This is a genomic window from Acidovorax sp. LjRoot117 (assembly GCF_964252695.1).
Lineage (GTDB): Bacteria > Pseudomonadota > Gammaproteobacteria > Burkholderiales > Burkholderiaceae_C > Acidovorax.
The window spans coordinates 500,984-527,137 of record NZ_CAXUPO020000001.1 but is presented as its reverse complement, the minus strand read 5'-3'; the positions used below and the strand labels follow the sequence as shown (position 1 = coordinate 527,137).

Annotated in this window: 53 protein-coding genes; 32 read left to right on the top strand and 21 right to left on the bottom strand. The window is 62.9% G+C overall.

The window, feature by feature from the left end; all coding sequences use genetic code 11:
- From ACSQ3D_RS02510 to ACSQ3D_RS02410, 21 genes are all read right to left on the bottom strand, one after another.
- Complete coding sequence (locus ACSQ3D_RS02510; protein WP_436125834.1) at positions 1 to 1,068, bottom strand: hypothetical protein; 1,068 nt, start codon at positions 1,066 to 1,068, stop codon at positions 1 to 3.
- 10 nt (positions 1,069 to 1,078) lie between these two features.
- Positions 1,079 to 1,201, bottom strand: a complete 123-nt coding sequence (locus ACSQ3D_RS02505) for a hypothetical protein (RefSeq protein WP_436125833.1) — start codon at positions 1,199 to 1,201, stop codon at positions 1,079 to 1,081.
- On the bottom strand, positions 1,198 to 1,347 hold the full coding sequence (locus ACSQ3D_RS02500; protein WP_436125832.1) for a hypothetical protein: 150 nt from the start codon (positions 1,345 to 1,347) through the stop codon (positions 1,198 to 1,200). Before ACSQ3D_RS02500 ends, ACSQ3D_RS02505 begins: the two co-directional genes overlap by 4 nt.
- On the bottom strand, positions 1,344 to 1,736 hold the full coding sequence (locus tag ACSQ3D_RS02495; protein ID WP_436125831.1) for a hypothetical protein: 393 nt from the start codon (positions 1,734 to 1,736) through the stop codon (positions 1,344 to 1,346). The genes ACSQ3D_RS02500 and ACSQ3D_RS02495 overlap by 4 nt, the downstream gene beginning before the upstream one ends.
- The gene (locus ACSQ3D_RS02490) at positions 1,733 to 1,936 is read right to left on the bottom strand and encodes a hypothetical protein (RefSeq protein ID WP_436125830.1); all 204 of its coding nucleotides are present in this window, start codon (positions 1,934 to 1,936) and stop codon (positions 1,733 to 1,735) included. The genes ACSQ3D_RS02495 and ACSQ3D_RS02490 overlap by 4 nt, the downstream gene beginning before the upstream one ends.
- Positions 1,933 to 2,112, bottom strand: a complete 180-nt coding sequence (locus ACSQ3D_RS02485; RefSeq protein WP_436125829.1) for a hypothetical protein — start codon at positions 2,110 to 2,112, stop codon at positions 1,933 to 1,935. The genes ACSQ3D_RS02490 and ACSQ3D_RS02485 overlap by 4 nt, the downstream gene beginning before the upstream one ends.
- A gap of 8 nt (positions 2,113 to 2,120) precedes the next feature.
- On the bottom strand, positions 2,121 to 2,507 hold the full coding sequence (locus ACSQ3D_RS02480) for a hypothetical protein (protein WP_436125828.1): 387 nt from the start codon (positions 2,505 to 2,507) through the stop codon (positions 2,121 to 2,123).
- Positions 2,508 to 2,724: 217 nt separating this feature from the next.
- Complete coding sequence (locus ACSQ3D_RS02475) at positions 2,725 to 2,910, bottom strand: hypothetical protein (RefSeq protein ID WP_436125827.1); 186 nt, start codon at positions 2,908 to 2,910, stop codon at positions 2,725 to 2,727.
- A gap of 501 nt (positions 2,911 to 3,411) precedes the next feature.
- On the bottom strand, positions 3,412 to 3,690 hold the full coding sequence (locus ACSQ3D_RS02470) for a hypothetical protein (RefSeq protein ID WP_436125826.1): 279 nt from the start codon (positions 3,688 to 3,690) through the stop codon (positions 3,412 to 3,414).
- Between the two features lie 76 nt (positions 3,691 to 3,766).
- Positions 3,767 to 3,964 (bottom strand): hypothetical protein, encoded by a 198-nt coding sequence (locus tag ACSQ3D_RS02465; protein ID WP_436125825.1) that lies wholly within the window; start codon positions 3,962 to 3,964, stop codon positions 3,767 to 3,769.
- Positions 3,961 to 4,179 (bottom strand): hypothetical protein, encoded by a 219-nt coding sequence (locus ACSQ3D_RS02460; RefSeq protein ID WP_436125824.1) that lies wholly within the window; start codon positions 4,177 to 4,179, stop codon positions 3,961 to 3,963. The genes ACSQ3D_RS02465 and ACSQ3D_RS02460 overlap by 4 nt, the downstream gene beginning before the upstream one ends.
- 471 nt (positions 4,180 to 4,650) lie before the next feature.
- Positions 4,651 to 4,887, bottom strand: a complete 237-nt coding sequence (locus ACSQ3D_RS02455; protein ID WP_436125823.1) for a hypothetical protein — start codon at positions 4,885 to 4,887, stop codon at positions 4,651 to 4,653.
- A gap of 15 nt (positions 4,888 to 4,902) precedes the next feature.
- Entirely contained in the window at positions 4,903 to 5,196 is a 294-nt protein-coding gene (locus tag ACSQ3D_RS02450) for a hypothetical protein (protein ID WP_436125822.1), read from the bottom strand.
- 77 nt (positions 5,197 to 5,273) lie between these two features.
- Entirely contained in the window at positions 5,274 to 5,492 is a 219-nt protein-coding gene (locus ACSQ3D_RS02445) for a hypothetical protein (RefSeq protein WP_436125821.1), read from the bottom strand.
- Between the two features lie 3 nt (positions 5,493 to 5,495).
- Positions 5,496 to 6,062: a hypothetical protein gene (locus ACSQ3D_RS02440; RefSeq protein ID WP_436125820.1), complete on the bottom strand. Its 567-nt coding sequence runs from the start codon at positions 6,060 to 6,062 to the stop codon at positions 5,496 to 5,498.
- 13 nt (positions 6,063 to 6,075) lie between these two features.
- Positions 6,076 to 6,300, bottom strand: a complete 225-nt coding sequence (locus ACSQ3D_RS02435) for a hypothetical protein (RefSeq protein WP_436125819.1) — start codon at positions 6,298 to 6,300, stop codon at positions 6,076 to 6,078.
- A gap of 92 nt (positions 6,301 to 6,392) precedes the next feature.
- Positions 6,393 to 6,593: a hypothetical protein gene (locus ACSQ3D_RS02430; protein ID WP_436125818.1), complete on the bottom strand. Its 201-nt coding sequence runs from the start codon at positions 6,591 to 6,593 to the stop codon at positions 6,393 to 6,395.
- Positions 6,590 to 7,057: a hypothetical protein gene (locus ACSQ3D_RS02425; RefSeq protein ID WP_436125817.1), complete on the bottom strand. Its 468-nt coding sequence runs from the start codon at positions 7,055 to 7,057 to the stop codon at positions 6,590 to 6,592. The genes ACSQ3D_RS02430 and ACSQ3D_RS02425 overlap by 4 nt, the downstream gene beginning before the upstream one ends.
- Before the next feature lie 61 nt (positions 7,058 to 7,118).
- Positions 7,119 to 7,691: a hypothetical protein gene (locus tag ACSQ3D_RS02420; RefSeq protein WP_436125816.1), complete on the bottom strand. Its 573-nt coding sequence runs from the start codon at positions 7,689 to 7,691 to the stop codon at positions 7,119 to 7,121.
- Positions 7,692 to 7,736: 45 nt separating this feature from the next.
- Positions 7,737 to 8,339, bottom strand: a complete 603-nt coding sequence (locus ACSQ3D_RS02415; protein WP_436125815.1) for a hypothetical protein — start codon at positions 8,337 to 8,339, stop codon at positions 7,737 to 7,739.
- Between the two features lie 31 nt (positions 8,340 to 8,370).
- A complete protein-coding gene (locus tag ACSQ3D_RS02410) occupies positions 8,371 to 9,072 on the bottom strand; it encodes a S24 family peptidase (protein WP_436125814.1) in 702 nt (233 codons plus the stop codon).
- Positions 9,073 to 9,143: 71 nt separating this feature from the next.
- On the opposite strand from ACSQ3D_RS02410, the gene ACSQ3D_RS02405 reads away from it, so the two are divergent.
- The 32 genes from ACSQ3D_RS02405 to ACSQ3D_RS02250 all read left to right on the top strand — a co-directional run bounded on the left by ACSQ3D_RS02405 (position 9,144) and on the right by ACSQ3D_RS02250 (position 26,150).
- Positions 9,144 to 9,386, top strand: a complete 243-nt coding sequence (locus ACSQ3D_RS02405) for a hypothetical protein (protein ID WP_436125813.1) — start codon at positions 9,144 to 9,146, stop codon at positions 9,384 to 9,386.
- A gap of 45 nt (positions 9,387 to 9,431) precedes the next feature.
- On the top strand, positions 9,432 to 9,662 hold the full coding sequence (locus tag ACSQ3D_RS02400; protein WP_436125812.1) for a hypothetical protein: 231 nt from the start codon (positions 9,432 to 9,434) through the stop codon (positions 9,660 to 9,662).
- 45 nt (positions 9,663 to 9,707) lie between these two features.
- Complete coding sequence (locus ACSQ3D_RS02395) at positions 9,708 to 9,914, top strand: hypothetical protein (RefSeq protein ID WP_436125811.1); 207 nt, start codon at positions 9,708 to 9,710, stop codon at positions 9,912 to 9,914.
- A gap of 26 nt (positions 9,915 to 9,940) precedes the next feature.
- Complete coding sequence (locus tag ACSQ3D_RS02390; RefSeq protein WP_436125810.1) at positions 9,941 to 10,195, top strand: hypothetical protein; 255 nt, start codon at positions 9,941 to 9,943, stop codon at positions 10,193 to 10,195.
- Complete coding sequence (locus ACSQ3D_RS02385; RefSeq protein WP_436125809.1) at positions 10,195 to 10,476, top strand: hypothetical protein; 282 nt, start codon at positions 10,195 to 10,197, stop codon at positions 10,474 to 10,476. The genes ACSQ3D_RS02390 and ACSQ3D_RS02385 overlap by 1 nt, the downstream gene beginning before the upstream one ends.
- Positions 10,477 to 10,487: 11 nt before the next feature.
- Complete coding sequence (locus ACSQ3D_RS02380; protein WP_436126169.1) at positions 10,488 to 11,231, top strand: helix-turn-helix domain-containing protein; 744 nt, start codon at positions 10,488 to 10,490, stop codon at positions 11,229 to 11,231.
- Positions 11,215 to 12,048 (top strand): ATP-binding protein, encoded by an 834-nt coding sequence (locus tag ACSQ3D_RS02375; RefSeq protein WP_436125808.1) that lies wholly within the window; start codon positions 11,215 to 11,217, stop codon positions 12,046 to 12,048. Before ACSQ3D_RS02380 ends, ACSQ3D_RS02375 begins: the two co-directional genes overlap by 17 nt.
- Positions 12,045 to 12,188 (top strand): hypothetical protein, encoded by a 144-nt coding sequence (locus tag ACSQ3D_RS02370; RefSeq protein WP_436125807.1) that lies wholly within the window; start codon positions 12,045 to 12,047, stop codon positions 12,186 to 12,188. Before ACSQ3D_RS02375 ends, ACSQ3D_RS02370 begins: the two co-directional genes overlap by 4 nt.
- 204 nt (positions 12,189 to 12,392) lie before the next feature.
- Positions 12,393 to 12,668 (top strand): hypothetical protein, encoded by a 276-nt coding sequence (locus ACSQ3D_RS02365; protein WP_436125806.1) that lies wholly within the window; start codon positions 12,393 to 12,395, stop codon positions 12,666 to 12,668.
- Positions 12,665 to 12,892 (top strand): hypothetical protein, encoded by a 228-nt coding sequence (locus ACSQ3D_RS02360; RefSeq protein ID WP_436125805.1) that lies wholly within the window; start codon positions 12,665 to 12,667, stop codon positions 12,890 to 12,892. The genes ACSQ3D_RS02365 and ACSQ3D_RS02360 overlap by 4 nt, the downstream gene beginning before the upstream one ends.
- The gene (locus ACSQ3D_RS02355) at positions 12,889 to 13,146 is read left to right on the top strand and encodes a DUF3310 domain-containing protein (protein ID WP_436125804.1); all 258 of its coding nucleotides are present in this window, start codon (positions 12,889 to 12,891) and stop codon (positions 13,144 to 13,146) included. The genes ACSQ3D_RS02360 and ACSQ3D_RS02355 overlap by 4 nt, the downstream gene beginning before the upstream one ends.
- Positions 13,139 to 13,552 (top strand): recombination protein NinB, encoded by a 414-nt coding sequence (locus tag ACSQ3D_RS02350; protein ID WP_436125803.1) that lies wholly within the window; start codon positions 13,139 to 13,141, stop codon positions 13,550 to 13,552. Before ACSQ3D_RS02355 ends, ACSQ3D_RS02350 begins: the two co-directional genes overlap by 8 nt.
- Positions 13,549 to 13,890, top strand: a complete 342-nt coding sequence (locus tag ACSQ3D_RS02345; RefSeq protein WP_436125802.1) for an endonuclease — start codon at positions 13,549 to 13,551, stop codon at positions 13,888 to 13,890. Before ACSQ3D_RS02350 ends, ACSQ3D_RS02345 begins: the two co-directional genes overlap by 4 nt.
- Entirely contained in the window at positions 13,884 to 14,147 is a 264-nt protein-coding gene (locus ACSQ3D_RS02340) for a hypothetical protein (RefSeq protein ID WP_436125801.1), read from the top strand. Before ACSQ3D_RS02345 ends, ACSQ3D_RS02340 begins: the two co-directional genes overlap by 7 nt.
- Positions 14,144 to 14,641 carry a hypothetical protein gene (locus ACSQ3D_RS02335; RefSeq protein WP_436125800.1) on the top strand — a complete coding sequence of 166 codons (498 nt, stop codon included), beginning with the start codon at positions 14,144 to 14,146 and terminating at the stop codon, positions 14,639 to 14,641. The genes ACSQ3D_RS02340 and ACSQ3D_RS02335 overlap by 4 nt, the downstream gene beginning before the upstream one ends.
- Positions 14,642 to 14,779: 138 nt before the next feature.
- Positions 14,780 to 15,157 (top strand): hypothetical protein, encoded by a 378-nt coding sequence (locus tag ACSQ3D_RS02330; protein ID WP_436125799.1) that lies wholly within the window; start codon positions 14,780 to 14,782, stop codon positions 15,155 to 15,157.
- A 418-nt stretch (positions 15,158 to 15,575) separates the two neighbouring features.
- A complete protein-coding gene (locus tag ACSQ3D_RS02325) occupies positions 15,576 to 15,866 on the top strand; it encodes a hypothetical protein (RefSeq protein WP_436125798.1) in 291 nt (96 codons plus the stop codon).
- A 109-nt stretch (positions 15,867 to 15,975) separates the two neighbouring features.
- Positions 15,976 to 16,320 carry an HNH endonuclease gene (locus ACSQ3D_RS02320; protein ID WP_436125797.1) on the top strand — a complete coding sequence of 115 codons (345 nt, stop codon included), beginning with the start codon at positions 15,976 to 15,978 and terminating at the stop codon, positions 16,318 to 16,320.
- 635 nt (positions 16,321 to 16,955) lie between these two features.
- On the top strand, positions 16,956 to 17,216 hold the full coding sequence (locus ACSQ3D_RS02315; protein ID WP_436125796.1) for an HNH endonuclease: 261 nt from the start codon (positions 16,956 to 16,958) through the stop codon (positions 17,214 to 17,216).
- Between the two features lie 97 nt (positions 17,217 to 17,313).
- Complete coding sequence (locus ACSQ3D_RS02310; RefSeq protein WP_436125795.1) at positions 17,314 to 17,667, top strand: hypothetical protein; 354 nt, start codon at positions 17,314 to 17,316, stop codon at positions 17,665 to 17,667.
- Entirely contained in the window at positions 17,664 to 19,340 is a 1,677-nt protein-coding gene (locus ACSQ3D_RS02305; protein ID WP_436125794.1) for a terminase large subunit, read from the top strand. The genes ACSQ3D_RS02310 and ACSQ3D_RS02305 overlap by 4 nt, the downstream gene beginning before the upstream one ends.
- Complete coding sequence (locus ACSQ3D_RS02300; RefSeq protein WP_436125793.1) at positions 19,337 to 20,626, top strand: phage portal protein; 1,290 nt, start codon at positions 19,337 to 19,339, stop codon at positions 20,624 to 20,626. Before ACSQ3D_RS02305 ends, ACSQ3D_RS02300 begins: the two co-directional genes overlap by 4 nt.
- The gene (locus ACSQ3D_RS02295) at positions 20,607 to 21,401 is read left to right on the top strand and encodes a head maturation protease, ClpP-related (RefSeq protein WP_436125792.1); all 795 of its coding nucleotides are present in this window, start codon (positions 20,607 to 20,609) and stop codon (positions 21,399 to 21,401) included. The genes ACSQ3D_RS02300 and ACSQ3D_RS02295 overlap by 20 nt, the downstream gene beginning before the upstream one ends.
- Before the next feature lie 92 nt (positions 21,402 to 21,493).
- Entirely contained in the window at positions 21,494 to 22,735 is a 1,242-nt protein-coding gene (locus tag ACSQ3D_RS02290; RefSeq protein WP_436125791.1) for a phage major capsid protein, read from the top strand.
- Positions 22,736 to 22,783: 48 nt separating this feature from the next.
- Positions 22,784 to 23,131 (top strand): hypothetical protein, encoded by a 348-nt coding sequence (locus ACSQ3D_RS02285; protein WP_436125790.1) that lies wholly within the window; start codon positions 22,784 to 22,786, stop codon positions 23,129 to 23,131.
- A 2-nt stretch (positions 23,132 to 23,133) separates the two neighbouring features.
- Entirely contained in the window at positions 23,134 to 23,463 is a 330-nt protein-coding gene (locus ACSQ3D_RS02280) for a head-tail connector protein (protein WP_436125789.1), read from the top strand.
- Complete coding sequence (locus ACSQ3D_RS02275) at positions 23,463 to 23,780, top strand: phage head closure protein (RefSeq protein ID WP_436125788.1); 318 nt, start codon at positions 23,463 to 23,465, stop codon at positions 23,778 to 23,780. Before ACSQ3D_RS02280 ends, ACSQ3D_RS02275 begins: the two co-directional genes overlap by 1 nt.
- Before the next feature lies 1 nt (position 23,781).
- On the top strand, positions 23,782 to 24,213 hold the full coding sequence (locus ACSQ3D_RS02270; RefSeq protein WP_436125787.1) for an HK97-gp10 family putative phage morphogenesis protein: 432 nt from the start codon (positions 23,782 to 23,784) through the stop codon (positions 24,211 to 24,213).
- On the top strand, positions 24,210 to 24,563 hold the full coding sequence (gp17, locus tag ACSQ3D_RS02265; RefSeq protein WP_436125786.1) for a tail completion protein gp17: 354 nt from the start codon (positions 24,210 to 24,212) through the stop codon (positions 24,561 to 24,563). Before ACSQ3D_RS02270 ends, gp17 begins: the two co-directional genes overlap by 4 nt.
- A 134-nt stretch (positions 24,564 to 24,697) precedes the next feature.
- Complete coding sequence (locus ACSQ3D_RS02260) at positions 24,698 to 25,339, top strand: phage tail tube protein (protein WP_436125785.1); 642 nt, start codon at positions 24,698 to 24,700, stop codon at positions 25,337 to 25,339.
- A 104-nt stretch (positions 25,340 to 25,443) separates the two neighbouring features.
- The gene (locus tag ACSQ3D_RS02255) at positions 25,444 to 25,830 is read left to right on the top strand and encodes a phage tail assembly chaperone (protein ID WP_436125784.1); all 387 of its coding nucleotides are present in this window, start codon (positions 25,444 to 25,446) and stop codon (positions 25,828 to 25,830) included.
- A complete protein-coding gene (locus ACSQ3D_RS02250; protein ID WP_436126168.1) occupies positions 25,827 to 26,150 on the top strand; it encodes a DUF1799 domain-containing protein in 324 nt (107 codons plus the stop codon). Before ACSQ3D_RS02255 ends, ACSQ3D_RS02250 begins: the two co-directional genes overlap by 4 nt.
- Positions 26,151 to 26,154 lie beyond the last annotated feature (4 nt).

Sequence of the window (26,154 nt, the reverse complement as noted above, 5' to 3'; positions counted from 1 at the left end):
TCAGTAGGTGATAGACACGGCCGGGATGGCCTTTTTGGCAATGAGGGTCACAGCGGTCTTGGCGCATTCCTCGGTCAGGCCGCCAGCCATGAATGCCTCCATGGCTGCGCGGTTGATGGCGGTCTTGTGCGCCTTGTCGCGCTCGCGGCGCTTGGCTTCCTGGGCCTCGGCCTCCGCGGCGGCGGCTACGCGGCGCTGCTCGGCTTCAACCGCTGCGGCGGCCCGGCGCTCCGCATCTGCCTTGGCCTGCTCTTCGCGGCGCATGGCTTCGGCCTTCTCGCGCTCTGCGCGCTCCGCCGCCAGCTTTAGTTCCAACTCGCGGCGCTCTGCAGCTGCGGCGGCCTCGGCCTCGCGCTTGATCGAGGCTTCGCGTTCGGCCTGGGCCTTTGCTTCGGCTTCACGCTGGGCGCGCTCCGCAGCCTCGCGGGCAATGCGCTCTTCGCGTTCCTTCTGTTCGCGGGCGGCGGCTTCCGCGCGCAGCTTGGCGAGCTCGGCCTGTTCGGCTTCGTACTTCTCGCGGGCAGTCACGGCGGCCGTCAGGGCGTCCAGGGCCTTCGCTTTGGCCCGGTGGGCTTCGGCCTCGTACTCTTCGAGGTGCTCACCGATGGCAATGGCCTCCAGCACCTCAACACGCTGCTTGAGCGTTGCGGCGTCCACGCCATCGAAGCCCTGGCCAAAGAATTGGATGCGGGTGATGCAGGCCTGATGCTCTGCCTTGCGCGCTTCCTCGGCCTCTTCCCAGGCGGTGAGCGGCGCCCGCACTTCGTCCTTCCATTGGTCCAGCAAGTCGCGCATGCGCTTGCGTTCGGCGTCGACCTTCTTGGGCACATCCTTAAGCTCGGCCACCAGTTCCTTGCCGATGTTGTCCAGCGCCGTCTTGCCTTTCGCCACCTTGTAGGCAATCGAGGCGATGGCGTCGCGCCCCTTTTTGGTGGACACATCGGGCACGAAGGCGTCCAGTTCTTCCTTGATCTTGGCAAGGTATGGATCCAGGCCCTGGGGCGCGGTGTAGACCTGCAGCGCTGTTTCCTTTGGTGGCAGCAGGACGATGTCGGTGGTTTCGCTCATGGTGTTGTTCTCAGGTGAATGGGTACAGCAGCCCGGCGCAGAAGCCGCCGACTGCAAAGATGGCGATGCAGGTGGTGCACCAGAACAGCAGGCTTTCGCCCGGACTCAGGTCGATGTCGTCGTGTTCGGTCATTTGTCGTCCTCGGTTTGGCCCCGCATCTCGCGGACAGTGCGAAGCGCGCGGTTGTCGCCGCAGCGGTAGCGCTGCAGCTCTTCGCCCGTTTCCTGCAGCAGTTCAAGCAGGTCCTTCTCGCGGTCGGTCAGGTCTGCGAGGTTCATGGCAGCGAATCCAGATAGATGGCCCGCGCCTTGGACGGCGCCATGGGCGTCGGCTTCGCGTACTTGCCAATCACCAGCGCAGCCAGCTTGATGGACGACCATGCCTTGCTGCTGTTCTCGACGGGCCGGTGTGGGCCGCCGTCGTAGAGCTTTGCCAGCGTGCCATTGGGCTGGCGGTAGTAGGGCGTGGAGCGGGCGAGCTTGACGGCATCGTCCAGCGGGACTGCGATGCATTCGGATGTGGTGCAGATGGTGCGCGCCTCTGCCTCAGAATACCGGCCCGCCTTGTCCACGCAGATCGTGTATCCACAGCTGTTTGGCTTCCACCAGCAGATGTGTTCGTCCGACTTGCCGGTGTGCCCGACGTGTGCGATCAGGTATGTGGTCATGGCCGCCGCTCCCGGTGGCACACCAGCACATCGCCATCCCACTCAAAGGCCTGCCATTGGCAGACAGCGCGTGCAGCGAAGTCGCGGGAGTGCGCGGCCTGCTGCAGCTCGGTCGGTTCGGCGTCGGACTCGGCCCCGGCCAGCGCCGCGATGCCAAAGGCAACCCACGGCGCGAGCATCCATGCGTAGGCGGTGTTCATGGCAACACTCCTATATTCTGGTAGTGCTGCTGCTGGTCCTGCACCGCGCGCTGCAGTCGGCGCTGGTCTTCGGCGCGGTTGCGGGCCTCCACCTGGGCCAGAGCCTCGCGCTCGGCCGCGGTCCAGGGAAGATGCGGGCGCAGGTAGTCCTGCATCGTCTCGTTGACGTTGTCCATGGGGACTCCTATGCAAATGCCGAACTGGGGTTCTTGCTGACTTCGCGCTTCATCTCTTCGACGCGCACACGAAGCCACCCGCCCTTTTCAGCCAGTGCGGCGCACTCTTCGGCGCTGCTCTTGATCTCGTAGGGCTTTGCGCGCACCGGCTTGCCGCGGTGGTTCTGCAGCCAGTTGGCTTCATCGAACGGCTTGATCTCGCGCCCGCCGGACTTCGCAGCCATCTCAACGACGCGGCGGTGGTCGTCGCGAGCTTCTTCAAGCGCCCCGGGCGGGATGCCGATGACACGCCAGCCCTTGTGATAGCTCTTCTCTTCCGCCTTAGGTTTGGGCGGCGCCTTGGTGTATTTCTTGAGCGCCACCGGGTCGGGCAGCACCTCGCCATCGATGTTCACGAACGTCAATGCCATGTGGCTCTCCAAAAAAGAAAAGCCGCTCAGTGCGGCTTGGTGGTTGTGTGGGGGGATGGCCCCGGACTTCTACCGGCGCGGTAATGCATTCACCATCATGGAAACACCACCGGGGCTACCCGGCCTAGACCGCCTCTGACCCTTTCGAGGTAGATGGTGTTTCCATGAAAGTCCTGGGCATCCCGCCCAGGTGGTTTGGCGGCTACTTGCGACTAGGTGCCGCAGCGTCCTTGATGTTGTCCACAAAGTCTTCGACTGCCTCTGCCGTGTAAGGCTTGTCTTTGTCGGTGAGCACGCCGCCCATCGTCACGACATCGGCGACCACGGCGACAGGCACGGTGATCACAGCGGTTGCGGCTTTCGCCAGCGATTCAAGCATTCCGAACATCTCTCATCTCCTTCATGGTTCATTGATCCGAGGGGGCTTGTATGGACGGGCCAGACTCGACACTGGCTGGGGCGCGTCCCCGTTCGGGCTTCTGTCGTCAAGCGGTTGCGGCTTCCGGTTGCCACACCGGTTATGTTTGCTCGCCCAATCGATCCACTTGTACCTAGCGTGTCCATCCACGCCGCCGTCCATACAAGCCCCCTCATCCCACTCGCTGAATGGGGTGGGTAGGGGTTAACTGCAGCGCGCCTTGTGCTTCTTGACGCGGCGCAGCTTCATTGCGGCACGATGTGCGGCCTTGTGTGCACCGGGAGCGCGGCGGTTTGCTGCGCTAGAAGCTTTATCTGCAGGTGGTGAAAATGAATCGCTCCACACCTCCGCTGTGTTTCCCGCACTAACCATCGCCATCGCCGCATCAGCCAAAAGCGCTGAACGTGAACCTCTCATGTATTTCTCCTTGTTGGTTAAAGCCTCATCCCACTCACTGAATGGGGTGGGGCGCTAGGTGATGTTTGGTGACACGATGAGCCGCCCAGGCAAGCCGCCAGTCATGCTCTCGAATTCGGCCTTTGCCTGGCGGATGAACTCCAACATCTCCGCCTCTCCCGGGATCTCGGATGGCAGAGCGACGCCGACCACCCATTCATCACGCGGGCTGTCGTAGTACGGCGATGCGTAGTCCATCTCGCCGTTGTCCAGCAGCTCACCCAAGTCTTCAAGCTCCGACAGTTCGTCGAAGCCAACGCCGTACAGCAACATTGCATCCATCGAAATTCCCATGCTTCTCTCCTTGGTTAAATAGACCAAGTACCTCTGTCACAGGTACTTGGGCTAGCCCCTCGTGGGAAGGGCTGGGCTACTTCTGGTGCTTTCCAGGCCAGTCGTGCAGCGTGTTGAGCCCTTCAGCAAACCGCCAAATGAATGGCGCGACATCGTTCCCGTCGTGGTAGTCGGTCCAGCACAAGTTGCCTTCCACTCGCATTGCCGTGGCTTGCGCGGTTGTGCCGTCGGGCTTGATGTACGTGATGACATCCCCGCTGCGGGGCGCGCTCATGTTTGAGCATCGACTGTCGCGTAGTCGGCTAGTCCTGCGGCCGCAACCATCTCCGCCGCAGCCTTTCCGCCGCGCGGTAGCCAGGGCTTGCCTGGGGTGAAGGAAACCAGCCGGCCAGCACTGTCCTGCAGCGCCCAGCCGCTATGCAGCTTGTAGCCGCCCTGCACGCGCTCTTTCCAGTTGCAAACGCGTACTGGGGTGAATGTGTTGTGCATGTCTTGCCCCTTGGTTGAAATCAGCAGGGCTCTCGGTGGAAAGCCCTCTTGATTTCTCCAACACCCCTTGGTGCGGTCGCCGATATCTCCCCCTGTCACAGGCCCCGGCTAGCAGCGGCGTGGTCCGGTAAGTCATCGGGCGCCCCTGCTGTTGGTTGACTCGCGCCAACCCGTCTCTCAGTTTTTAAGGAACCTGCCGGTGTGCGCCGATCCGCTTCACCCTGGGCCGCTTTGGTTGCGGCTTGGGGTCAATTCTAGCGAAAAGACATAGATCGTCAAGCGTTACGCTAGTGTAGCGCTAGATTATTTGTGACTCGTTGGTCAGTAGCGAATGCGCAGGCGAAAAAAAGCCCACCTCAGTGGGTGGGCTTGAACTTGCGCGTGGCAAGAAGGGAGGGATCGCCGCCAAAGGGATAGCGGCATGGGGATAGTACGGTCGGGTGCGCGGCTGCGGTGTCGGACGGCTTCCTGTCAGAACGGCGCGCGCGACACCAGGACTTCGGCGGGCCCGATCCCCTGATAGACGATGTCGCCTGTGGCCCGAACGGTCACGATAGTGCGCGGGTCATCAGTCCGGCCCTCGCGCTGCAGCTGGAAATGCTCGACGTCGTACTCGGCCGCCGGCAGCGGGAGCTTTTTCTCGTCTGGCGGGCCGCCGTACCAGGTCGGTGTGCGGAGTAGGGTGGGGTGATCAGCTGGTTGGGTCATCGGGGCATTCCTTGTCTATTCGAACTTCAAGCGCCAGGCCTGGGCTACCCAGTCGCCTTCGGGGGTCTTCTCCAGGCCGTGCACCTCCAGCGCGCCGGACACCATGTCCACGATGCGCGGCTCAAACAGGCGCTGGGGGGTGAAGCTGGCCAAGTGCAGAGCGGGGACGGTGCCGAAGCGGCCCTCCAGGCGCACCACGGTCAGATCTCCGGTGCACTCGTGCGCTTTCCCCGCGAACGGCCGGCGGGCTCCCTTGCAGTACAGCAGCAGGATGGTGGCCGGGGTGGGGCTGGAAATCTGGAGCGACATGACCTGTATGAATCTACAGTATGTCGGGGCCGCCAGGGGTAACGGCTGAGTGGGGCGAGGGGGGAATCGCTTTGCGGCTATTTCTTCACCAAGGCGAAAACCGAAATGAGAATAGCCAGGATGGACAAGCCGATGGCGACCCACCCGCGGATTTCGGAGCCTCTAGCCGCACGCCGGTCAAACTCTTGCTTTGCCAGTAGCCACTCGGCAGAATTCTCGCGCCATCCGGCCATATGTTCAATCAGTGCCGGGTCAGACATCGCCCTGAGCTGAGCTTGCGTGGACTGCAGCGGCATGAGTCAAGGCTTTGCCGCCGGCGCAGCTGCCGGGACGTTGATGATGATTGGCTGCTGTTGCGCCGGAGCGGCTGGGGCAGAGTCCTTAGACACTTGGGCTGCGCCTTGGAAGGTGGCCACCGTCATCTGCTGAACGGCAATCCCAGTGCCAACCACTGCGAGGAACAGGGCGGCGATCTGGGCCACGATCCACCACTTGATCTGGCTGACTTCTTTGTCAACATGGTCGAGTTTCGTCTCAATGCGCGCAAGGCGACCGTTCGCATCAAAGGCGAAGGTTTCCAGATCCTTGAGACGTTGTTCCATGCCGCCATTGTCTTCTGGCGGGGCGGGCGGCGCAACCGGAGGGTCGCGCGGGGGCTGGTTGCCTGCGCTGCCACCCGAAGTGTTTCGCTCTTCTATCTGACCGAGCGTGCGACGCAAATTTCTGATCGCTTCCTGAATGTCAGGCGAATTCACGCCTGGCGTACGCTCCATTTGGCGCAGCATTTCAGCCGCTTCGACGGATGTCTTGTGACCTGAAGGCTTCACCGAAGGCGGCGCGCCGATTGCGGGTTTGATAGTTGCCATTTCCGTAGTCCTATCAACTCAACCTGTACGCGATATACACGAGCAGGCCGATGACCAGCGCGCTCGCCGTATTCAAAGGGGCGAGCCCTGTTTTCACCGAGTCGCGCAGGTCGTTGATCTGCCACTTTTGGTTGTCTTCCCAGCGCTGCATTTGCGCCTCGATGGCATGCAACGTGGCACTCGCTTCTGACGCCGAGCGCTCCAGCTGGTCCAGGCGATAAATCTGGTCGTCTGTCATCCCTCACCCCTTGGCCGTACAGGCCCTTGTTCTTCGTTTCCTACGGCCATTCATAGACCTACGCATTCACCCAGGATTGCGCACCTCTATGCTCAAAACAGGTTCGCCCTGACCTGCTCCACTGCCTCGCGCAGCGGGTCGGCTGCCTGCAGCTGCAGGCTATTCTCTGCGTTGACCTGCATCTCGGCGATCAGCCCATCCACCTGGGCCAGCACCAGCGCCGGCCGCGGGTGGCCGTCCACGATGGTCTGCAGGACCAGCATCAGGGCCTCGATCTGGGTGGCGTCGGTCATTTGTCGTATGCGTCGCGCAGTTTTGAATAGATCGCCCCTGCGTCTCCTTGCACCACTGGGCAGAAGGGGTGTGTCCGCTGCGGCAGGGGTGTGCCGCAAACGGCATCCCATTGGTCCACCGCACGACACTGCATCAGGACTTTGGTCAGGTCTTCCGAGAAGTTGTTGAGCTTGATGCCCAGCCACAGCGAGCGGAAATCAGAGTCCTCTGGGGGCTTCACGATGACGGCCATCTCGGTGCGCTTCTCAAACAGGAATGGCGTCTTGCCGACGTAGCCGCCCATGCGGTTCTTGGCATTCACCATGCCGCAGACGTCTCCCTTGCCCTTGCCGTCCTGCATATCACTGAACTGGGCGCTCTCAGGATCGTTCAGCAGCTTCTTGATGGCCTCTTTGGCCTCATTGTGCGAACCGCACGCGACCAGCGCCAATGCGGCCGCGCCCGCAATCATCCAAACCTTCATCCCTCTCTCCTTTGCGGATAGTCAGTGCTCCGCGTCATTGATTTTCCGACCGCTCATGCGGTTAGAGCCTGGAGGCTTCGCGCTTCACCTTGCCATCGGTGGCCGCGCCCGTCTTGGCTGCGGTATCCAGGTGTGTGAACGTGGCCACGAAGTCAGTCACGTTGCCTGCGCGCTGGTCGAGCACCAGTAGCACCTTCTTGCCGCGCCAGGTCAGCTGCTCAGATTGGAAGCTCGCGCCCGCGCGGTTCTGCACTGTGGACTTGCCGACCTTTGTGGGCTTTCCGTAGCGCTCGGCGAGGATCTGCTTCGCCTCGTCGAAGCGGTCGTTACTGCCGGCCAACTCGATCTGCGAGACGACACCGCCCTCGCGCATGACTGCGCCGGTCTTGAATGCAGCGATCGGTATGCCGCTTAGGAGGATGGGCCCATCGCCAAAGCGCGGCTTGTCGAGGGCGCAGACGGAGATTGCAGGCTGCTCGTCCTGGGCCTGCACGCCGCCGCACGACTTGATCGCGTCATTGTCGAGCGGCTGGCCTAGGGCTATGCCAAGCACCGTGTCGGGCTCTTGCTTCCAGTCTTGGGCGTGAACGATCAGGGGCAGCGCGAGCGCCGCAGCAATTAGCAGGTCTTTCATGTTTTCCCCGTTCGAAATCTTCTCACCTCTGAATAGGCTCCGCGCTCAGGAGTTGGTGGATGAACAAATCTTCTGAATTTGGGCTGGCGTCACCCTCGCAGCCTTCATGCGCTCGAGCAGATCCGGGCTGCATGCTGGCGGCTGCGGAGGTTCTGCAGTCGCTGGCGCTGGCGCCGACATCGCGCTAGGCGCCGCAGGCGGGCATCCTGCCTTGATGTGGGCCACTGCTTCACGGATGCCGGATAGATCAAGCTCAAAATCCTGCACACCGGACACCAACGTCAATACTTGGCCTCGCAGCCTGGTCGAGGAAACCGCCAGATCAAAATCCGCTCCTTCCAACATCACCGCACGAACGTCCTTCTCAATCTTCCCTGCCAGACGCATGGGGCGTGCCGGGAGCTCGTCAAAACGCAGCGTGATGGAAGAAAGACCGCCCTTGACGGAAATGTAGAGGCCATCCTCCGACAGCTGCCTCGAGTAATCCTGTTGGTAGATCCCGGTGCAGGTGACCTTGTCAGTCATCTTGTCCGTGTCCCGCAGAACTGTCCAGTTTCCGAAGATCCCCACCTTGGTGGCTGACTTCAAATTCGCGTGCACCCCGCCGGTGGCCAGAGCGCACAGCAACAAAACTGCAATCGACCTCATTTCATCCCCCTTATACGGCGCGTGGCGCCTGTTAGAACTCTTCGCCGCGCCACACCTTCACGACGCGCGCGAACACCTCGAAATCCATCCCCGACACGATGTCGAACGGGTCATACAACGTGTTGTAGCTCTTTGCCCGCAGCACTAGGCCAGCTGCTGTCGGGATGCGCTGCAGCTGCTTCACGAACCCCTCTTCGCCCACGCGGAAGAAGTAGATCCCGTCCACGTCGGCGCGGTTGATCCCCGTGTCGACCAGCAGCGGGTCGCCAGGATTGAACAGCGGCTGCATTGAGGGCCCGAAGCCTGTGACGATGGCCAAGTTCTTGGTGGCTGTGATCCGGTGCACGTTCTCGTGCGCCCAGCGATCCGAGACGCGCCACTCCTTGATTACCCCCGGTTGCTCGGCCAAAACAATCCCTCTCCCCATCGAACCCCCTGTCTCGAACTGTCGGATGACGACGTCCGTCTTTTCATTTTGTAACTGATGCGCTGAGGGTATAGCCGACGCGTCATTTTCCAAAGCCTCATTCAACCAATCGGGAAATACCTGCGTGAGCCTGGCGCGCAGGTTGGGACCAACGCTCTTTGGGTTGCCGCTTGGCAGCTTCCGCTCGGAAACGATCTGGTAGATCGATTGGCCATTTGCACCGATGCGCGCGGCCAGGGCATCGTGCCCGCCGACTTTGTCACAGAGGCGCTGGAGCGCCAAGACGAAGGGGTCTGTCGTACTCATACGGCGTTCTAGCATTGCGCTTCTGTCATAACGCTTGACAATGCACTAGCGATTCGACAGAATGGCGACCTATGACCAGCCAAATCACTCCAGAAGTCCGCCGCGAGATCGCCGCCAAGGTCGGTGTGCATGAGCAGTACCTGTACCAGTGCCTTACGGGCCGCCGCGACATGAATCCCGCGGAGGCTCGTCGCATTGAGACGGCCACGGCAGGAAGAGTCACGCGGCAGATGCTGTGCCAGAAGACCTGGGCGGGCATCTGGCCCGAGCTTGTGAAGCCAGTACGCAAAGCAAAAGCCAAGGCCACCGCCTAAGCCACCCACCAACCCAACCAAAACAAACCCCGGGAGTTTTCCACCATGACGCTTCGCAACCGAACCCTCTTGCGCAAACCCATCGCCATGCTGCGCGCGAACGAAGAGGAACTGTCCGATCTGGAGTTCCTGGTGGATTACTACGGTGGAGGCGAGCCCGCTGCGGTGTACCGCGAGGCCCTGCGGGAGTTGGCTCAGATGAAACGTCATGAGCGCAATTCTTTGTCGCCAGCGCGTGTTGACAGAAACGCTTTCGGTGGACTTCTGGCGGCTTGAGTCGTTGGGCCATGCATTACCCAACCCTGAACGCCGGAGTCCCCCATGAGCAAGCAGACAACACCTATCGACCTTTCCGGCCTTTCTGAACAAGACCTCTCCGCTATCGAAAGCGAAGCAACGCGGCGCGGCATCTCGTTTGATGACGAGTGCCTGCGCATGCTGGTTGAGCACTCCCGCCAGCTGCAGCGCCGCGCGCGCCTGAACCCCCTGGCGCGGCTTTTCCGTTTCCCCTCAGCCAACCAAAAGTAACTCTGCGGATACCGCGAGGAACGACCATGGATCACAGCCTTCCACTCAACGCCTTCCTGTCGGTGCGCCCGCGCGGCATCGACATGCCCAGCGCAGAGCCCCGCCGCACCAACACCAGCCGCGCGCCGGCACAGGGTTCGCTGCGCGCCCTGGATGCACGGGGTAACGCAACAGTAACTCTGGCCCCCCGGACTCAAGGCGCTATCACCATCGAGAACCGCGTGCAGTCCCAGGCCAGCGTGGACAAGCGCAAGCGCATCAGCAAGGCGGGGACGAAGTGATGCAAGTCCAACACCTCGTTCGCGCAAGCGACCCCCTCTCGTCCGTCCTGGCTGCCGAGCAAGCCATCAAATTCGCCGGCAACCACTGCGACCGCATCCTGGCCGACCTGAAGAAGCGCGGCCAGGCTACCCCTCACGAAATGCAGTGCACTACCGGATTGACCGTGGTGCAAGTAGACCGACGTCTCCCGGAATTGCTCAGGGCCGGCAAAGTCCGCGTCGTGCAGCGTGGCGGCGTTGACCTGATTCGCGGTGGCGCGCGGGTGTGGGAGGCTGTATGAGCGTCCGCGTGATGACCGCCGTCTTTGACCGCTACCCCAACGGCGGCGGCGAGATGCTGACCGCGCTGGCGCTGGCCGATCACGCCAGCGATGACGGCACCCGCGTGTTTCCTGGCATCAGGGCCCTGGCCGAGAAGACGCGCCAGTCAGAGCGAACCATCCAGTACCAGCTGCGCCGCATGGAGGAATCCGGCTGGCTGATCCTCGTGAGCGCTGGCAACGGCGGTCGGTCCATGACCAGCGAATACCGGATTTCCCTCGATTGGATAAAGGGTGCAGATATTGCACCCATTCAAAAGGGTGCAAGTGACGGCGTAAAGGGTGCAACTGGCGACACGAAAGGGTGCAACCCAGAGCAAGAAAGGGTGCAGCCCGTTGCACCCGCAAATAACCGTCATAGAACCATCAATGAACCATCAATGAATCGTTCCGCCGCTGCCGCGCCGGCCAAGCCGAGCCGTGGAACCGTGGTGCCAACCGATTTCACGCCAGACCAGACAGCAATCGACATCGCGGCCAGCACGGGCATCAACCTGCAGGCGGAGCTGGCGACCTTCGTGGACCACCACACCGCACGCGGCACCGTCTTCAGGGACTGGCAAGCGGGGTTCCGCACTTGGCTGCGCAACGCCGTGAAGTTCAGCCAGCGCGCTCCGATCGCACGCGGCGCGGCCCAAGGCAAGCCCAGCCGCCACAGCGGTTTCGACCAACTCGACTACACAACCGGAGTGAACCAAGATGGAAGCTTTGCGTGAAGCGCTCGACGTGCGCAGCCTGGACTTCAACCGCGTAATGGGTCGGTCCATGTCCGCGATCGGTCGAGTGCAGTTTTCCTGCTCCCGCCACGGCGAATACATGGCTACCGGCACCCGCCTGAGTAGCCGCGACATTTGGACTTCGTGCCCGGGCTGCAAGAAGGACCGCGAGGACCAAGAGGCTGCGGAGAAGGCCAAGGTTGCCGCCCGCATGGAGGCCCAAGCCAAGGCTGTGCGCCTGGAGCAAGCGGCAATCCCGCAGCGGTTCATCGATCGCACGCTGGACACGTTCAAGTCGACCACCCCCGAGCAGCAACGTGCATTTGGAATCGCCACCGAGTTCGCATCCAACTTCGAGCACCACTACAAGAAGGGTTCGTGGCTGGTGTTCTCGGGCCTGCCTGGCACTGGCAAGAGCCATTTGGCCGCTGGCATTCTGCAGGCCATCATGCCCGCCTACGTCGGCCGGTATTTCACCTGCATGGAGGTGATCCAGCACATCCGATCGACCTGGCGCAAGGACTCCGAGGCCAGCGAAGTTGACCTGCTGGCGGAGTTCGGCCGCGTGCCCCTGCTGGTCATCGATGAGATCGGCATGCAGTACGGCACCGAGAGCGAGCAGAACCACCTGTTCGACGTTCTGGACCGCCGCTACCGCGACATGATGCCGACCATCCTACTGACCAACCAAAACAAGGATGGCTTCCGGCAGTACGTCGGCGATCGCATCTACGACCGCATGACCGAGTGCGCGCGCTGGGTGCCTTTCCCCTGGGAGAGCTACCGGCCGATCGCACGCAAGGAGATCGCGGAATGAACCGCGACCACATGAACCACGAGGAGCTGGAGGCCAGCCACATCCTCGACCTGGCCGCATTGGGCGGCGACGTCCCTGCCTCGACCGTGACCTGGTGCTTGTGGGTGCTGGGCGATCTGACGGGAGGGCTGCATGCATGACATGCGAAACCTGCATTCACTGGCTGCTCCGCGACAAAGCTGGGAGGCTGCTCCCCATGTCCAAGCACGGCTTCGGACAGTGCGCCTCACTGCGCACGCCGTGGACCTCATTTCCACCACATCACGCATGTGGGAAGCACAAACCGGCAGCGCCGGAAATCCAAGCTGCACGGGTGGTGTGGCTCAACAAGAAGGGGTAGGGGTATGAACTGCAAACCTGGAGATATGGCGGTGATCGTGTGCGGCGAAAACGTCGGCGTCTTTGTTGATGTATTGGAGCCGCATCTGTTCTTCAAGCAGGCATGGCGCGTGCGGGTGCATTCCGCAGTAAGAACCGACTTGGGCAACATTGTGGGCAAAGGTGAGATTGCCGGATGCCTCGACTACAAGTTGCGCCCCATCCGCGACCCCGGCGGCGACGCACAGGACGAAACCCTGTCCTGGCTGCCGGTGCCCAGCCGTGATGAGGTGGCCGCATGACGCGAGATGAAATTCTGGCAATGGCTCGCGCGGCCGGGCTGCAGCGCACGAACCCGGGCGAAGCGGTCGAGGTCGTTCGCTTCGCTGAGATGGTGGCTGCAAAGGAGCGTGCCGAATGCGCAAAACTCGTGCAGGACACGCAGGAGGCAGAGCCTTACGGCGGGATCAACGGGTGGCAATGCGCCGACGCCATCCGCGCCCGAGGCCAGAAGGGGGGCGCATGAACCAGCAGTTCCCAGAAATCATCGTGGGCGCCGATGACCGCCAGGTCGGCGGATCGCACTACAAGGACATGCCCCTGCAGCCGTGGGACGTGATGGAGGCCGTGCTGACGCCCGAGGAATTCCGCGGGTATCTCAAGGGCAACGTCATCAAGTACGGCATGCGTGCTGGCCGCAAGGATGGCACGGACGACGCGGGCAAGGCCCAGCACTACCAGCAGAAGCTGGCGGAGATGGAGGGCAAGCGCCATGGCTGAAAAGCGAGTCTTCAAACTGGTGCACTCCACCGCTCGCCGGCTGGCAGGTGAGGCTGTGCTGAACGCCCCGGACGGGTTCTGCGTAACTGTTTCGGAACCGACGCGCACGCTCGAGCAAAACGCCGCGCAATGGCCGTACCTCGAAGGCTTCGCCAGGCAAAAACAGCTGTGCATCAACGGAGTCATGCAGTACGTCACCAATGACGACTGGAAAGACGTTCTGACGGGCTGCTGGAACGGCGAAACCCGTATGGCCGCATTCGACGGCAAGGTGATCATGCTGCCCCAGCGCACCAGCACCATGGGCAAGAAGGTTTTCAGCGACTGGCTGGAATTCCTGATCGCCATGGCTGCTCAGTCTGGCGTCGAGCCGGTCTACAAGGGTTGGAAGAAGGTGGCCGCATGATCATTCAACTCCCATGGCCGCCCAAGGAGCTGTCGCCGAACGCCCGCCTGCACTGGGCAAAGCTGGCGAAGGCCAAGAAGGCGTATCGCGAAACCTGCGCGTGGCATGCCAGGGCCCAAGGCGCCGCGGCGCTGCCGCCCTGCAAGCCCCACCTGTCGCTAACGTTTTACCCGCCCACCAAGCGCGCGTACGACCTGGACAACGCACTTGCTCGCATGAAGGCTGGGCTGGATGGCCTGGCTGACGTGCTCAAGGTGGATGACCAGCATTGGAGCCTGAGCATTTCCCGCGGCGGCCAGACCGGCGGCTACGTGATGGTGGAGGTGACGGGATGCTGAACAAGCTCAACACCCGCGAGCGTGAGCACCTGGGCCGCGTCAAGGAGCTGCCCTGCAGCGTCTGCGACCAGCCCGGCCCCAGCGAGGCCCACCACTACAAGCAGCACCGGCAGTACACGTGCATCGCCCTGTGCGAGAGCTGCCACCGTGGCGCGCTTATGGGCCTGCACGGCCAGCGCCGCGCCTGGGCAATCCACAAGATGGAAGAGATCGACGCCCTGAACGTGACCATTCAACGACTGATGGAGAAAGCGTGATACCAACCCTCGAAGCCATCAAGGCCAATTGCGATGAAGTGGGCGACTGCTGGGAGTGGCGCGGCGCCCTGGATGGCAAGGCCCCGCTGATGCGCATCAGCATTACCCGGCGGCTGGTGCCGGTGCGCCGCTGGATCCTGGAGCAGGCCGGCAAGATGAAAGACGGCTGCCTGGCGTGCGCGAAGTGCGACAACCCGCGCTGCGTGGCACCCGACCACGCGGTCGCGTTGACGCGGCAGCAGCTGCAGACCCGCACCGCCAAGACGACACGCTATGGCAGCAGCATCGCCCGCAAGCAGAAGCTGGCCATCGCCCGCCGGGCGCGCGAAACCGTTCTGACTTTGGAGAAAGTGCAGGAGATGCGCGCATCTGGACTGACGACACGCCAGGCGGCCAAGGTCTACGGGTGCGGCCAGACCGCGGCGGCGGACGCAATGGCCGGCCGCACATGGCGCGACTACAGCAGCCCATTCGCCGCACTGGGGCAGATGTGAGGTGCCCCACCTGCAAGACCTACACCGAGGTCCTGAACACCCGACAGAGGACTGACGGCACCACGTACCGGCGCTACCAGTGCGCCAACCTGCACCGCTTCACAACTACAGAGCTCGCAATCGAAGGAAGGGGAAACCATGCGCAACGACCAAAACGAGATCCTGGACTCACTGCTGTCGGAGTGGCATAGCTGGGCCCGCAGCTACTCGCCCGTCCCCACGTGCGGCGCTGACCCCATGTTCCGCAATGCCAAGAGCGCCAAGGGCTGGGACACGACCGACCAGGTGATGGAGGACGAGATCCGCGACAAGACCATGAAGGCCATCGACTTCCAGGTGAGCGAGATGAAGGACCCCCACCGCAGCGCCATCCACATCCATGCGCGCAACTGCTGCACCGGGCACAACGTCTGGCTGAGCCCGCGGCTGCCCAAGGACCCCATGGAGCGCACCGTCATCCTGATGGAAGCCAAGAACCAGATCACGCGGCGCCTGCTCAATGCTGGCGTGATGTAGTGCAGTACCGGTAGTGCTTGTGACGGGTGCTCGATTTATCTATAGTTCCCCTCGGACGGGATAGGTGCCTCTGCACTATTCCTGTGAGACACAAGCCGCATGGTTCGCCCAGCGGCTTTTTGCATTGGCTCGGCATAAAACGCCATAAAGCCAGAACGTACCGAAACCCATTCCGCGCCAGCCACTTGGCGCAACCCCGTTCGCTCAGCCAGGCCCGCCAGACACAGTCATAACCGCACTGGATCGTCCTGCGCTGAGCAACCTATCGCACCCTCCCGACCACTGGCAACCAGCGCTGGGCTTACTCGGGGCAGCAGGGAATCCTCCGGAAGCTCGGGGCTGGGAAGCGTAGGCAGCAGCCAGCAGGGCCAGATCAAGCCCTGTAGCCCGATGGTGACGAGAACACAAGGAACACGACATGTCCCCGACCAAGCCATTCACCCTGGTGTACGCACCAACAACCATGATCCAAATCGGGAAGATCGGGCTGGCCTTCCAGTCCGCCTGGAACGGGATGGAAGAGTGGCGCGATTCCAAGGGGCGCAAGGTGATCGTGGTGCGCGAGAACAACGTCTTCTCCCGCATGTTTGGCGGTTTGCTCGGTGAGCAAGGGCAGCCGAGCAAGTTGGAAGTAGTGGGTGGTGACATCGACCTGATGAAGGAACTGCTCGCAGAGGTCATGCCAATGAAGGCGGAAGGCGAGGCCTGACCATGAGCAACGCACGCATTGAAGGCTACGGCCTTGGCATCGAGGGCGACGGCTACATCATTGGTGGCGGGTCGAGCGACATCAACGGCGGCGGCACTCGCTGCTGACCATGGCACTCAACCGCTTGCCCAACAGGCTCGCATCCATCGCCACCAACCGCCTGCCCACGCTGCAGGCCAAGGCGGGTAGTACACCGCGCACCAGGGGTAGCGGGTGGATGGCTATACGCCGCCAGGTGCAAGTACGCGACCATGGCAAATGCGCATGCTGCGGCCTGATCAGGGCTGACCATGAGGTCGATCACATCAAGCCATTGGAGCAGGGTGGAACTGATGACCTGAGCAACCTGCAGTTGCTATGCGCCTGGATGGATGAGCATGGGGTAAAGCAAGGGTGCCATGCTGAGAAGACGAGGATGGAAGCGAAAGAAAGAGGTGGCTCTAAGCCCTGGTGACGCCTAAAATAGGCGAGCCCACAACGGACGGCAATCCGATGCGGGCTCTAACCAAACAACCTGTACAAGAGGTCATCATGGCTGACGCAGAGTATATGCGCCTGGGCTGCAAAGCCGACGGCTGCAACCAACAGCACAAGGCAAAGGGCCTGTGCGCAACCCACTACCGCCGCCTCCAAAGGAACGGCACGCCGGATGCCCCATCAAGGGTATGCGCGCACTGTGGGGCCACGTATCACAAGATCATGCCGGTTGCCCAGTATTGCAGCCGGCGCTGCAAGCACGCTGCCTGGGTGGTAGCGCACAGGGAACGAGTCGATGGCTATGCCAGGGCTCCAAGGGTGGTGCTTGCTCGAAGCAAGGTGTTCACTGGCTACCGCAAGCACTGCGGCAAGGCCTACGTGAACAGGGCCGCAGGGAGGTTTTGCGGCAAAGCATGCAGCCTGGCGCACCAGACGGCATGGGCCTTGGAGCAAGCGATGGCTGAGCACAGGCGTGCAGGAGCTGTCTGCGCATGCGATGGGTGCGGCGTGTGCTTCTGCCCTGTGTACGGGGCTGGTGCCATGCGGCTGTGTGGTGACTGCAAGGATGACAGGGCGCGCCAGCAGAAGCGGACTCATAGGCTGGCCCGCAAGATGAAGGAGCGCACCCAGTCAGTGGAGGCAGTGAACCCGATCAAGGTCTTTGACCGTGACAAGTGGCGCTGCCAGCTGTGCAACCGCAAGACGCCCAAGGCCAAGCGGGGCAGCTACGACGATGACGCTCCAGAGTTGGACCACATCGTCCCGCTTTCAAAGGGCGGTGCTCATTCGTATCTGAACACCCAATGCGCATGCAGGGCGTGCAATAGCAAGAAATCGGACAGGCCACTCGGCCAGATGCTGCTGATTGGCTGAGGGTAGGGGGCATCGAAAGTCTGCGGGGTCGAATCCTTGGACACCGACCAGTTCCTCACGCGCGAAAAATCCCCCCGATTTCAAAAGAGGTAATCAAATGGCCGGAGTCAAAGGACGGAGCGGCGGCGCTCGGTCGGGCGCTGGCCGCAAGCCGAAAGCGGTGGTCGAGGGCCTGGAAGCCCAGGCGCACGGCGGTGCATTGAAGCGCCAGAAGGCCGTGACTGTGCCGCAAGAGACGACCGATATGCTCACGCTGCTGCAGAAGGTGGCCTTGGGCCAGACCGAGGCGACATCGCTTCAGGTCCGGGCCGCCATCGCCGCGGTGCAGTACACCCACGCCAAAAAGGGCGAGGGCGGCAAGAAGGATGACGCGGCCGACCGGGCGAAAGCTGCGGCCGGCGGCAAGTTCGGCGTGCGGCAAGGTCCGCGCCTGGTGGCGAACAACAAATGAAGGACTGGAGCACCGCCTGCCCCGATTGGGAGCGGCGGATCGTTGCGCGCGAGTCGCTGATCGTGTGCCCCCCGCTGTTCCCATCGGTCGCCCAGGACGCCTGGGAAATGTGCAGCAAGTTCGAGATGGTCGATGTGGTCGGCCAGCCGCTGCTCGGTGACGTGTCGCTGCCCTGGCTGCGCGACTTCGTGCTGGCGGTGTTCGGCGCGGAAGACCCGGAGTCTGGTCGGCGCCACATCAACGAGTTTCTGCTGATGGTCAGCAAGAAGAACGCCAAGAGCACGGTCGCCGCGGCGATCATGCTCACGGCCCTTCTGATGAACTGGCGCCAGTCGGCCGAGCTGCTGATTCTGTCGCCCACCAAGGAAATCGCGGACAACAGCTACAAGCCGATCCGCGACTTCATCAAGGCGGACGCTGAGCTGTCGGCCCTGCTGAAGGTGCAGGACTACTTCCGGCTGATCACGCACAACGAGACCGGCGCCACGCTGAAGGTGGTCGCCGCGGACAGCGACACGGTGAGCGGCAAAAAGGCCAGCTTCGTTTTCGTGGACGAGCTCCACGAGTTTGGCAAGCAGGCCAAGGCCTCGAACATGCTGCTGGAGGCCACGGGCGGCCTGGCATCGAGGCCCGAGGGCTTCGTGATCTACGCCACCACGCAGTCGGCCGAGCCGCCGGCCGGGGTGTTCAAGGCCAAGCTGGACTATGCGCGCAAGGTGCGCGACGGTAAGGTCAAGGACCGCAAGTTCCTGCCGCTGATTTACGAGTTCCCGGATGCCATGCTGCAGAGCAAGGCCTATGAGAACCTGGAAAACGCCTACGTGACCAATCCCAATTGGGGCGCATCGGTGGACATCGAGCGCATCACGCAGCTGCACAGCCAGGCGAAAGAGGGCGGGGAGCAGGAGTTCAAGGAGTTCCTGGCCAAGCACCTGAACGTCGAAATCGGCCTTAACCTGCGTTCCGACCGCTGGGCCGGCGCCGACTTCTGGGAGGCCCAGGCCAAGGCGCCCGGGCTGACGCTCGACCAGCTGCTCGACCGCTCCGAGGTGGTGGACGTGGGGGTCGACGGCGGAGGCCTGGACGACTTGCTCGGCCTGGCTGTGGTCGGCCGGGACAAAGACACCCGCGAGTGGCTGGTGTGGACGCACGCATGGGCCCACCCCTCAGTGCTGGAGCGCCGCAAGGACATTGCGGCCCGGCTGCACGACTTCGCCAAGGATGGCCACCTGACCCTGGTGAAGCACATAGGTGATGACGTGGCGGACGTGGCCGGTATCTGCGCGCTGATCGAGGCGCGGGGCCTGCTGGACAAGATCGGATGCGACCCGGCCGGCCTGGGCGGCATCCTGGACGCGCTCACCGAGGCGGATCTGCCCGAGGACAAGATCATCGGCATCAGCCAGGGCTGGAAGATGACCGGCGCCATCAAGACGGCAGAGCGCAAGCTGGCCGAAGGCGTCATGGTGCACGGCGGCCAGCCCCTCATGGCCTGGTGCGTCGGCAATGCGAAGGTGGAGCCGCGAGGCAACGCTGTGATCATCACGAAACAGGCGGCAGGGTCCGCCAAGATCGACCCGCTGATGGCGCTTTTCAACGCCGTCACCCTCATGTCTCTGAATCCGGCGGCCGAGTCTTCGCCGGAAATTCACTCACTCGACCTCTATTCATGACCCAACTCTTGGATTTGACCGCCAAGCCGCAAGGCAGCCGAGTCCTTGGGGACTGGATCGCCAGCCGCGATGGCGCGGGCGCCCGCGCCGGCATCGTCGCGCTGGGCGAGAACAGCACCGGTAGCCTGACTCTGGCCGAGCTGTCGAGCCTGCTTGGCGCCGCGTCACGCTCATCCTCCGGCGCCAACGTGACGGCCGACACATCGATGCGCGTGTCTGCGGTGTATGGCTGCGTCTCGCTGCTCGCCGGCGCAATTGCCACGCTGCCCCTGGGAGTGTTTCAGCGTACCGACGAAGGCCGTGACAAGGCCGATCACCCCTACTGGTGGTTGTTCAACGAACAGGCCAGCGAGGGCTGGACATCGGCGGCCGCCATCGAGTATCTGATCACCGCCAAACTGTTCTACGGTGACGGCTTCGGCCGCCTGCTGCGCAGCAACCGCAGTAACCAGGTCTACGGATGGGAGCCGCTGCACCCGCTGACGGTACAGCCGTTCAAGAGCAATGGCCGAGTGCTCTACCGCGTCACGCCCAATGGGGACGCGCCCTACACGCTGGACAGCGCGGACATGATCCACCTGCCCAGCTTGGGGTTTGATGGGTTGACCAGCCCGAGCCCAATCACCTACGCGGCGCGCGAGTCCATCGGCACCGCGATTTCGGCGCAGGAGTTCAGCGGTCAGTTCTTCAATGGCGGCGCGAACTTCGACTATGCATTGAAGACCGCGGCAAAGCTGGACTTGAAACAGTTGCAGGAGCTGAAGGCATCTCTGTTGGCCCGCGCGCAGAACGGCGGCAAGGGTCCGCTGATCCTGTCCGGCGGGCTGGAGCCGGCCAAGTTGTCCGTGGACAGCAAGGACGCCGAAATCCTGGCGACTCGTCTATTCACGGTCGAGGAAATCTGCCGCATCTTCGGCGTTCCACCTCATATGGTGGGCCACACCGACAAGACGACGAGCTGGGGCAGCGGTATCGAGTCGCAGGGCATCGGATTCGTGCGCTACACCCTACAGCGGCACCTCACGCCCATGCAGCAGGAGCTGAACCGCAAGCTCTGGCCCGTGCGTGAACGCTTCTTCGTGGAGCACATTACCGCCGCGCTGGAGCGGGGCGACCTGAAGGGCCGCTATGAGGCCTACCGCATCGCCCTGGGCCGCGCCGGTGAGATGCCATTCATGGTGCCTGATGAAGTGCGCCGCTTGGAGAACATGCCTCCCAATCCTGATTTGCAGATGAACCCCGGCAAGCCCGATGGGAAGGACGCCAATGAAAAACCGACTGAATAAGCTGTACGCGGACAACCGCAAGGCCAGCGCGCGCAAGTTCGAGGTGGTGGCAAAGGCTGAATCGGCCGATGTCGAGATTTTCCTCTACGACCACATTGTCTCTAGTGAGGAAGAGGCGGAGTGGTGGGGGGGCGTAGCCCCCGAGTCATTCGTGAAGGCGGTGTATGCCGTGGACAAGGACGCCACCATCAACCTGCACATCAACAGCCCCGGTGGGTCCGTGTTCGCAGCCCGGGCCATGGAGCAGGCCCTTCGCGCCCACAAGGGCAAGGTGGTCGTTCACATCGATGGCTTGGCCGCCAGTGCGGCGACGTTCATTGCCATGGCGGGCGATGAAGTTGTGATGGCCAAGGGCGCCATGTTCATGATTCACAAGGCCTGGACCGGCATGTGGGGCAACTCCGAAGACCTACGCAAGGAGGCCGACCTGCTCGACAAGATTGACGGCACCCTGGCTGACACCTACGCCGAGAAAACCGGCAAAGAAGTGGCAGAAATCAGCACTTGGATGGCTGCAGAGACCTGGTTCACCGCTCAGGAGGCGCTGGAAGCCGGGTTCGCCGACGCCATCGCCGAGAACGATGCCAAGGCCAGCGCCTGGGACTTGTCCGCCTACACCAACGCCCCAAAGGCGACCAAAGCGCCCTCTCCTGAGCCAGAACCCAAAACCGAGCCTGCACCGGTGCAGGAGCCTGCCGAGGCCTTCGCCTCCGCCGACCATCGCGCTCGCCAGCAGCAACGCATCAGCGTCCTGGCCCGCGTAGCCCATCAGTAACGCGCCTCGCGCAACTGAGAACAGCCGCCCTCGGGCGGTTTTTTTTCGTCCCTACGACCTGCGCGAGCGGTCACACAAATGAAAGGCTCATCATGAGCAAACTTGCACAACTGCGCGCCCAACGTGACGCCAAGGCCAAGGAAGCGGCCGCACTCAACGCCAAGACGCCTGCCGACCAGCGCATGCCATCGGCCGATGCTTCGGCCCTGGACGCCATCCTGGCCGAGATCGAGGCCATTGACGGCGAGGTGTCCCGCGAAACCCGCGTGAACCAAATGGCCGGTGAGCAGCAGGCGCATGAAGCGGCCCTGAACGCCGCCACGAAAGAAGGCGGCGGCAAGTCCGACGAAGCCGCTGCCCTGCGCGCGATGCTCAAGGGTGGCTTGTCCGCGCTGACCGCCGAGCAGCGCCAGGCCATGGCCGCCCGCCAAAACCCCGACATTCAGGCCGCGATGTCCACCACCACCGGCTCTGAAGGCGGCTACACCGTGGCCACCGAGTTCAGCCGCCAGCTGATCGAAGCCCTGAAGGCGACCGGCAGCGTGCGCAGCGTGGCCAGCAACATCCGCACCTCCACCGGTGCGCAAATGCTGTTCCCCACCACCGACGCCACGGCGGAAGAAGGCGAACTGCTCGCGCAGAACACCACGGCCGCGGTTCTGGAAACCACCTTCGGCCAAGCATCGCTGGACGTCTACAAGTACAGCTCGAAGTCCATCGCGCTGCCCTTCGAGCTGCTGCAGGATTCGATGTTCGACATCGAGGCCTACATCCAGAACCTGCTGCGCCTGCGTCTGGGCCGCATCCAAGACCGCCACCACGTTCTGGGCACCGGCACCAGCCAGCCCCGCGGCGTGGTCACGGCCTCGACGGTTGGCAAGACTGGCACCACTGGTCAAACCCTGTCGGTGATCTATGACGATCTGATCGACCTGGAGCACTCGGTGGACCCTGCCTACCGCGCGAACTGCCGCTACATGATGAACGACAGCTCCCTGAAGGTGCTGCGCAAGATCAAGGACAGCCAGAACCGTCCGATCTTCGTGCCTGGCTATGAGACGGGCAATCCCGGCGGTGCGCCTGACCGCCTGCTGGGCCGCGAGATCGTCATCAACCAGTACGTGCCAGTCATGGCTGCGAATGCGAAATCCATTCTGTTCGGCGACTTCAGCAAGTACCTGGTGCGCGACGTGATGGACGTGACGCTGTTCCGCATGACCGACTCTGCTTTCACGCTCAAGGGCCAGGTGGGCTTCGTGGCCTTCTGCCGCTCCGGCGCGAACATGGTGGACAACGGCGGGGCGATCAAGCACTACGCCAATTCGGCCACCTGATGAACCCAGGCCCTGGCTTCGGCCGGGGCCGCACCTGGAGAACCAGACATGGCAAAGAACCAACCCGCAAAGCAACAAGCCGTGGGCGCCGCCGCGGCCGATTCGCCAAAGACTGACGACCTGGTGGCCGGAGAGCTTGCTGACGGTGTCGTCGCGCCTGTCGCTGGCGACACGCCCGTCATCGATCCCCAGGCCCTGGCTTCGGCCGGGGCCGCAACAGTCACCGCCATCACGTCCGCCGATGCGATCAAGGCCCGCGTGCTGGTCGATGGCGCGTACGGCAAGGTCAATGACGTGGTCGATGTGACTACCGCCGAAGCTGAAGCCTCCAGCGAGCTGGACGCCCATCCTGACGCCGTGGCATACGCGCTGTCCATCGGCGAGGCTGCCGAGTAACCATGGCGAAGATCGATCTTCCATCCGCGAAGCTCCACCTTCGGGTGGATGGCGCCGACGAAGACACGCTGATCACAGCGTGGCTTGCCGCCGCCTATTCGAATGTGGAGGGCCGTATCTTCCGCAAGGTGTATGAAACGGGCGAGACGATCCCCGGAGAGGACACCACCGGCATCCATGTGAATGAGGCGATCAATGCCGCGGTGCTGCTGATCGTCGGGCACCTGTACGCCAACCGCGAGGACGTGATCACGGGCGTGACGGCCACGCCGATGCCGATGGGGTCAGAGTTCCTGATCACGCCGTACATCAACTTCGCTGGGGGCGCCTGATGCAAGCCGGCCGCCTCAACCGCCGCTGCGTGATCCAGCAGCCTGTCACCGCCGAAGACGAGCTCGGCCAGCCCATCCCCGGCTGGGTGGACGTTGCCACCGTCTGGGGCGACATCCGGATGCGGTCGGGCCTGGAGTCGATCAAGGCCGGCGCACCGGTGTCGGTGGTGGCTGCCTCAATCCGCATCCGCTACCGGGCCGGCGTCACCGCGGGCATGCGCATGGTGCACAACCTGCAGGCCTACGAGATCAAGGCGGTGATGCCTGATGTGTCGGGGCGCGAGTTTCTGGACCTGGCGTGTGAAGTGGTGAACTGACATGGGCATGGGCGTCCGCATGAACGTAGCGCAGTTCAAGCAGGGGCTGCGCGCGGAGGTGGACAAGCTGCACGCAGCTACCCGGCCGGCGGCCCAGGCCGGCGCCCAGATCATCTACGAGCGGGCGCGCATCGAGGCTCCCGTGTCGGCCGACAGCCACTTTTTCTACATCCGCGGCAAGAAGTACGGGCCCTACGCACCGGGCACGCTGCGGGACAGCATCTACCAGGTCTACAGCAAGGACAACAGTTTCAAGGACGTGAGCACGTACCACATCAGCTTCAACAAGAACGAGGCGCCGTACGGCTTCATCGTGCACAACGGCACCAGCCGCACCGTGGCTCATCCATTCATCAGCAAAGCAGTCGTGGAGACGCGGGCACAGGTCCGCGCCGCGATCAAGGCGCGCTACATCGAAGAGGCCACGAAATGACGATGGAGTCCGACCTGGTCACGCTGCTCAAGACCGTGTGCCCGCGCGTGTACCCCGACGTGGCACCGGCGGCCCCGACCCGGCCGTTCATGACCTGGCAGGGCTTGGGCGGCGAGTCGCTGCGGTTCTTAGACAAAACGCCCGGCAGCCAGCGCAACACCTATTTGCAGGTGTCGGTCTACAGCGCCACCCGCGTGGAGGCCCTGGCGCTGATCCGGGCCGCGGAAGACGCCATGTGCGCCTCAAGCCTGTTCACCGCGTCGCCGATGGGCGAGCCGATCTCGACCTACGAAGAGGACACCACCCTCTACGGCGCGCTGCAGCGCTTTTCGATCTGGGCGAATAGGTAGCCCACCACCAAACAACTGAGCCCGCCGCGTGCGGGCTTTTTTGTGCCCGCAAGGGCTTCACAGCACCCCGCTTCGAGAAATCGCAGCGGGTTTTTTTATGCCCGTTGCGGGCTATTCAATGAAAGGGCCACACCATGGCTTTGTATTTCCCTGAGGGCAGCTCGCAGCAGTTCTCCCAGACCTTCGCGGCCGCCAAGAACATCACAGCGCTGACCAACGCCAATCCGGCGGTGGCCACCAGCGTAGCCCACGGCTACACGACCGGCGACGAGATTCTCATCACCTCCGGCTGGGAAGACGTGACCGACACCGTGGTGAAGATCACCGTTCTGACGGCTGACACCTTCAGCCTGACTGGCGTGGACACGACCAACACCGGCTTCTACCCTGCCGGCACCGGCACCGGCACCGCGCAGAAGATCAGCGGTTGGACGGCTATCCCTCAGGTGCTGACGATCAGCGGCTCTGGTGGTGATGCGCGTTTCACCGACGTACAGCTGCTGGCCCGCCGCAACAGCTTGAAGATCCCCACGGGCTTCAACGCCACCAGCGTGACCCTGTCGCTCGCCCACGATGCCGCCCAGGCCGGCTACATCACGATGCTGGCGATCTCGCGCAACCTGACCAAGGTGGCCTTCAAGCAGGTCATCTCGGGCGGCGCTGTGACCTACGGCTACGGCTACCTCAACGTGTCCGAAATGCCCAAGCTCAACAGCAACCAGGTCAACACCGTTGACGCCGCGATGACGGTTATCGGCCGCTCGCTCAGCTACTAAACCCCGGCGAAAGCCACCCCGGCACCGACGCATCCCGGTTCGTTCCTTCGCAGGGACGGCCGGGGTGCGCACGGGCGTTTTCAACCCTGCGAAGAAAGACTTTCATGGCCTCCAAAATCACCCTGGGCAAGCGCCCCAAGAACTTCAAGCGCATCGTCAAGTTTCAGCTGCTGGAAGGCGGCGAGGGCTCCATCGAGTGCAGCTACAAGTACCGCACGCGGTCCGAATTCGGTGCATTCATTGACAAGGTGGTCGAAGCCGCCGGCGCCACGAACAAGCCCGAAGGCGAAAAGTTCAGCATGGCCGAGCTGATGGAGCGCACTGCCGGCCAGAACGCGGCTTACATCATGGACGTTATCGACGGCTGGAACCTGGACGAAGAGCTAACCCACGCAAACGTGCAGCAGTTGTCTGACGAATTTCCCGCAGCCGCGGCAGCGATCATGGAGACCTACCGCGCCGCGATCACTGAAGGGCGCCTGGGAAACTGAAGACGGCCGGGACGGCGCTCTACACCAAGAGCGAGGATGTCTCGGCCAATCCATTTCTTGCGGCGCTCGCGGCGCGCAACGGAGAGGCGCCCGTCGAGGTCTGGCCGGAAAACTGGCAGGCCTTCGAGTTGTTCTGCCAAGTGCAAACCCAGTGGAACGTGGCGATGGGCGGGCCAACTGGGCTGCGGTACGAGGCGCTTTATCCGCTCCTTGATCGCATGACCGCAACGTCGGACGAATGGCAAGAGCTATTCGAGGACGTGCAGATCCTGGAGCGCGCTGCGCTCGAGCAAATGAGCGAGAACCGCTCCGAAACATAGCCGC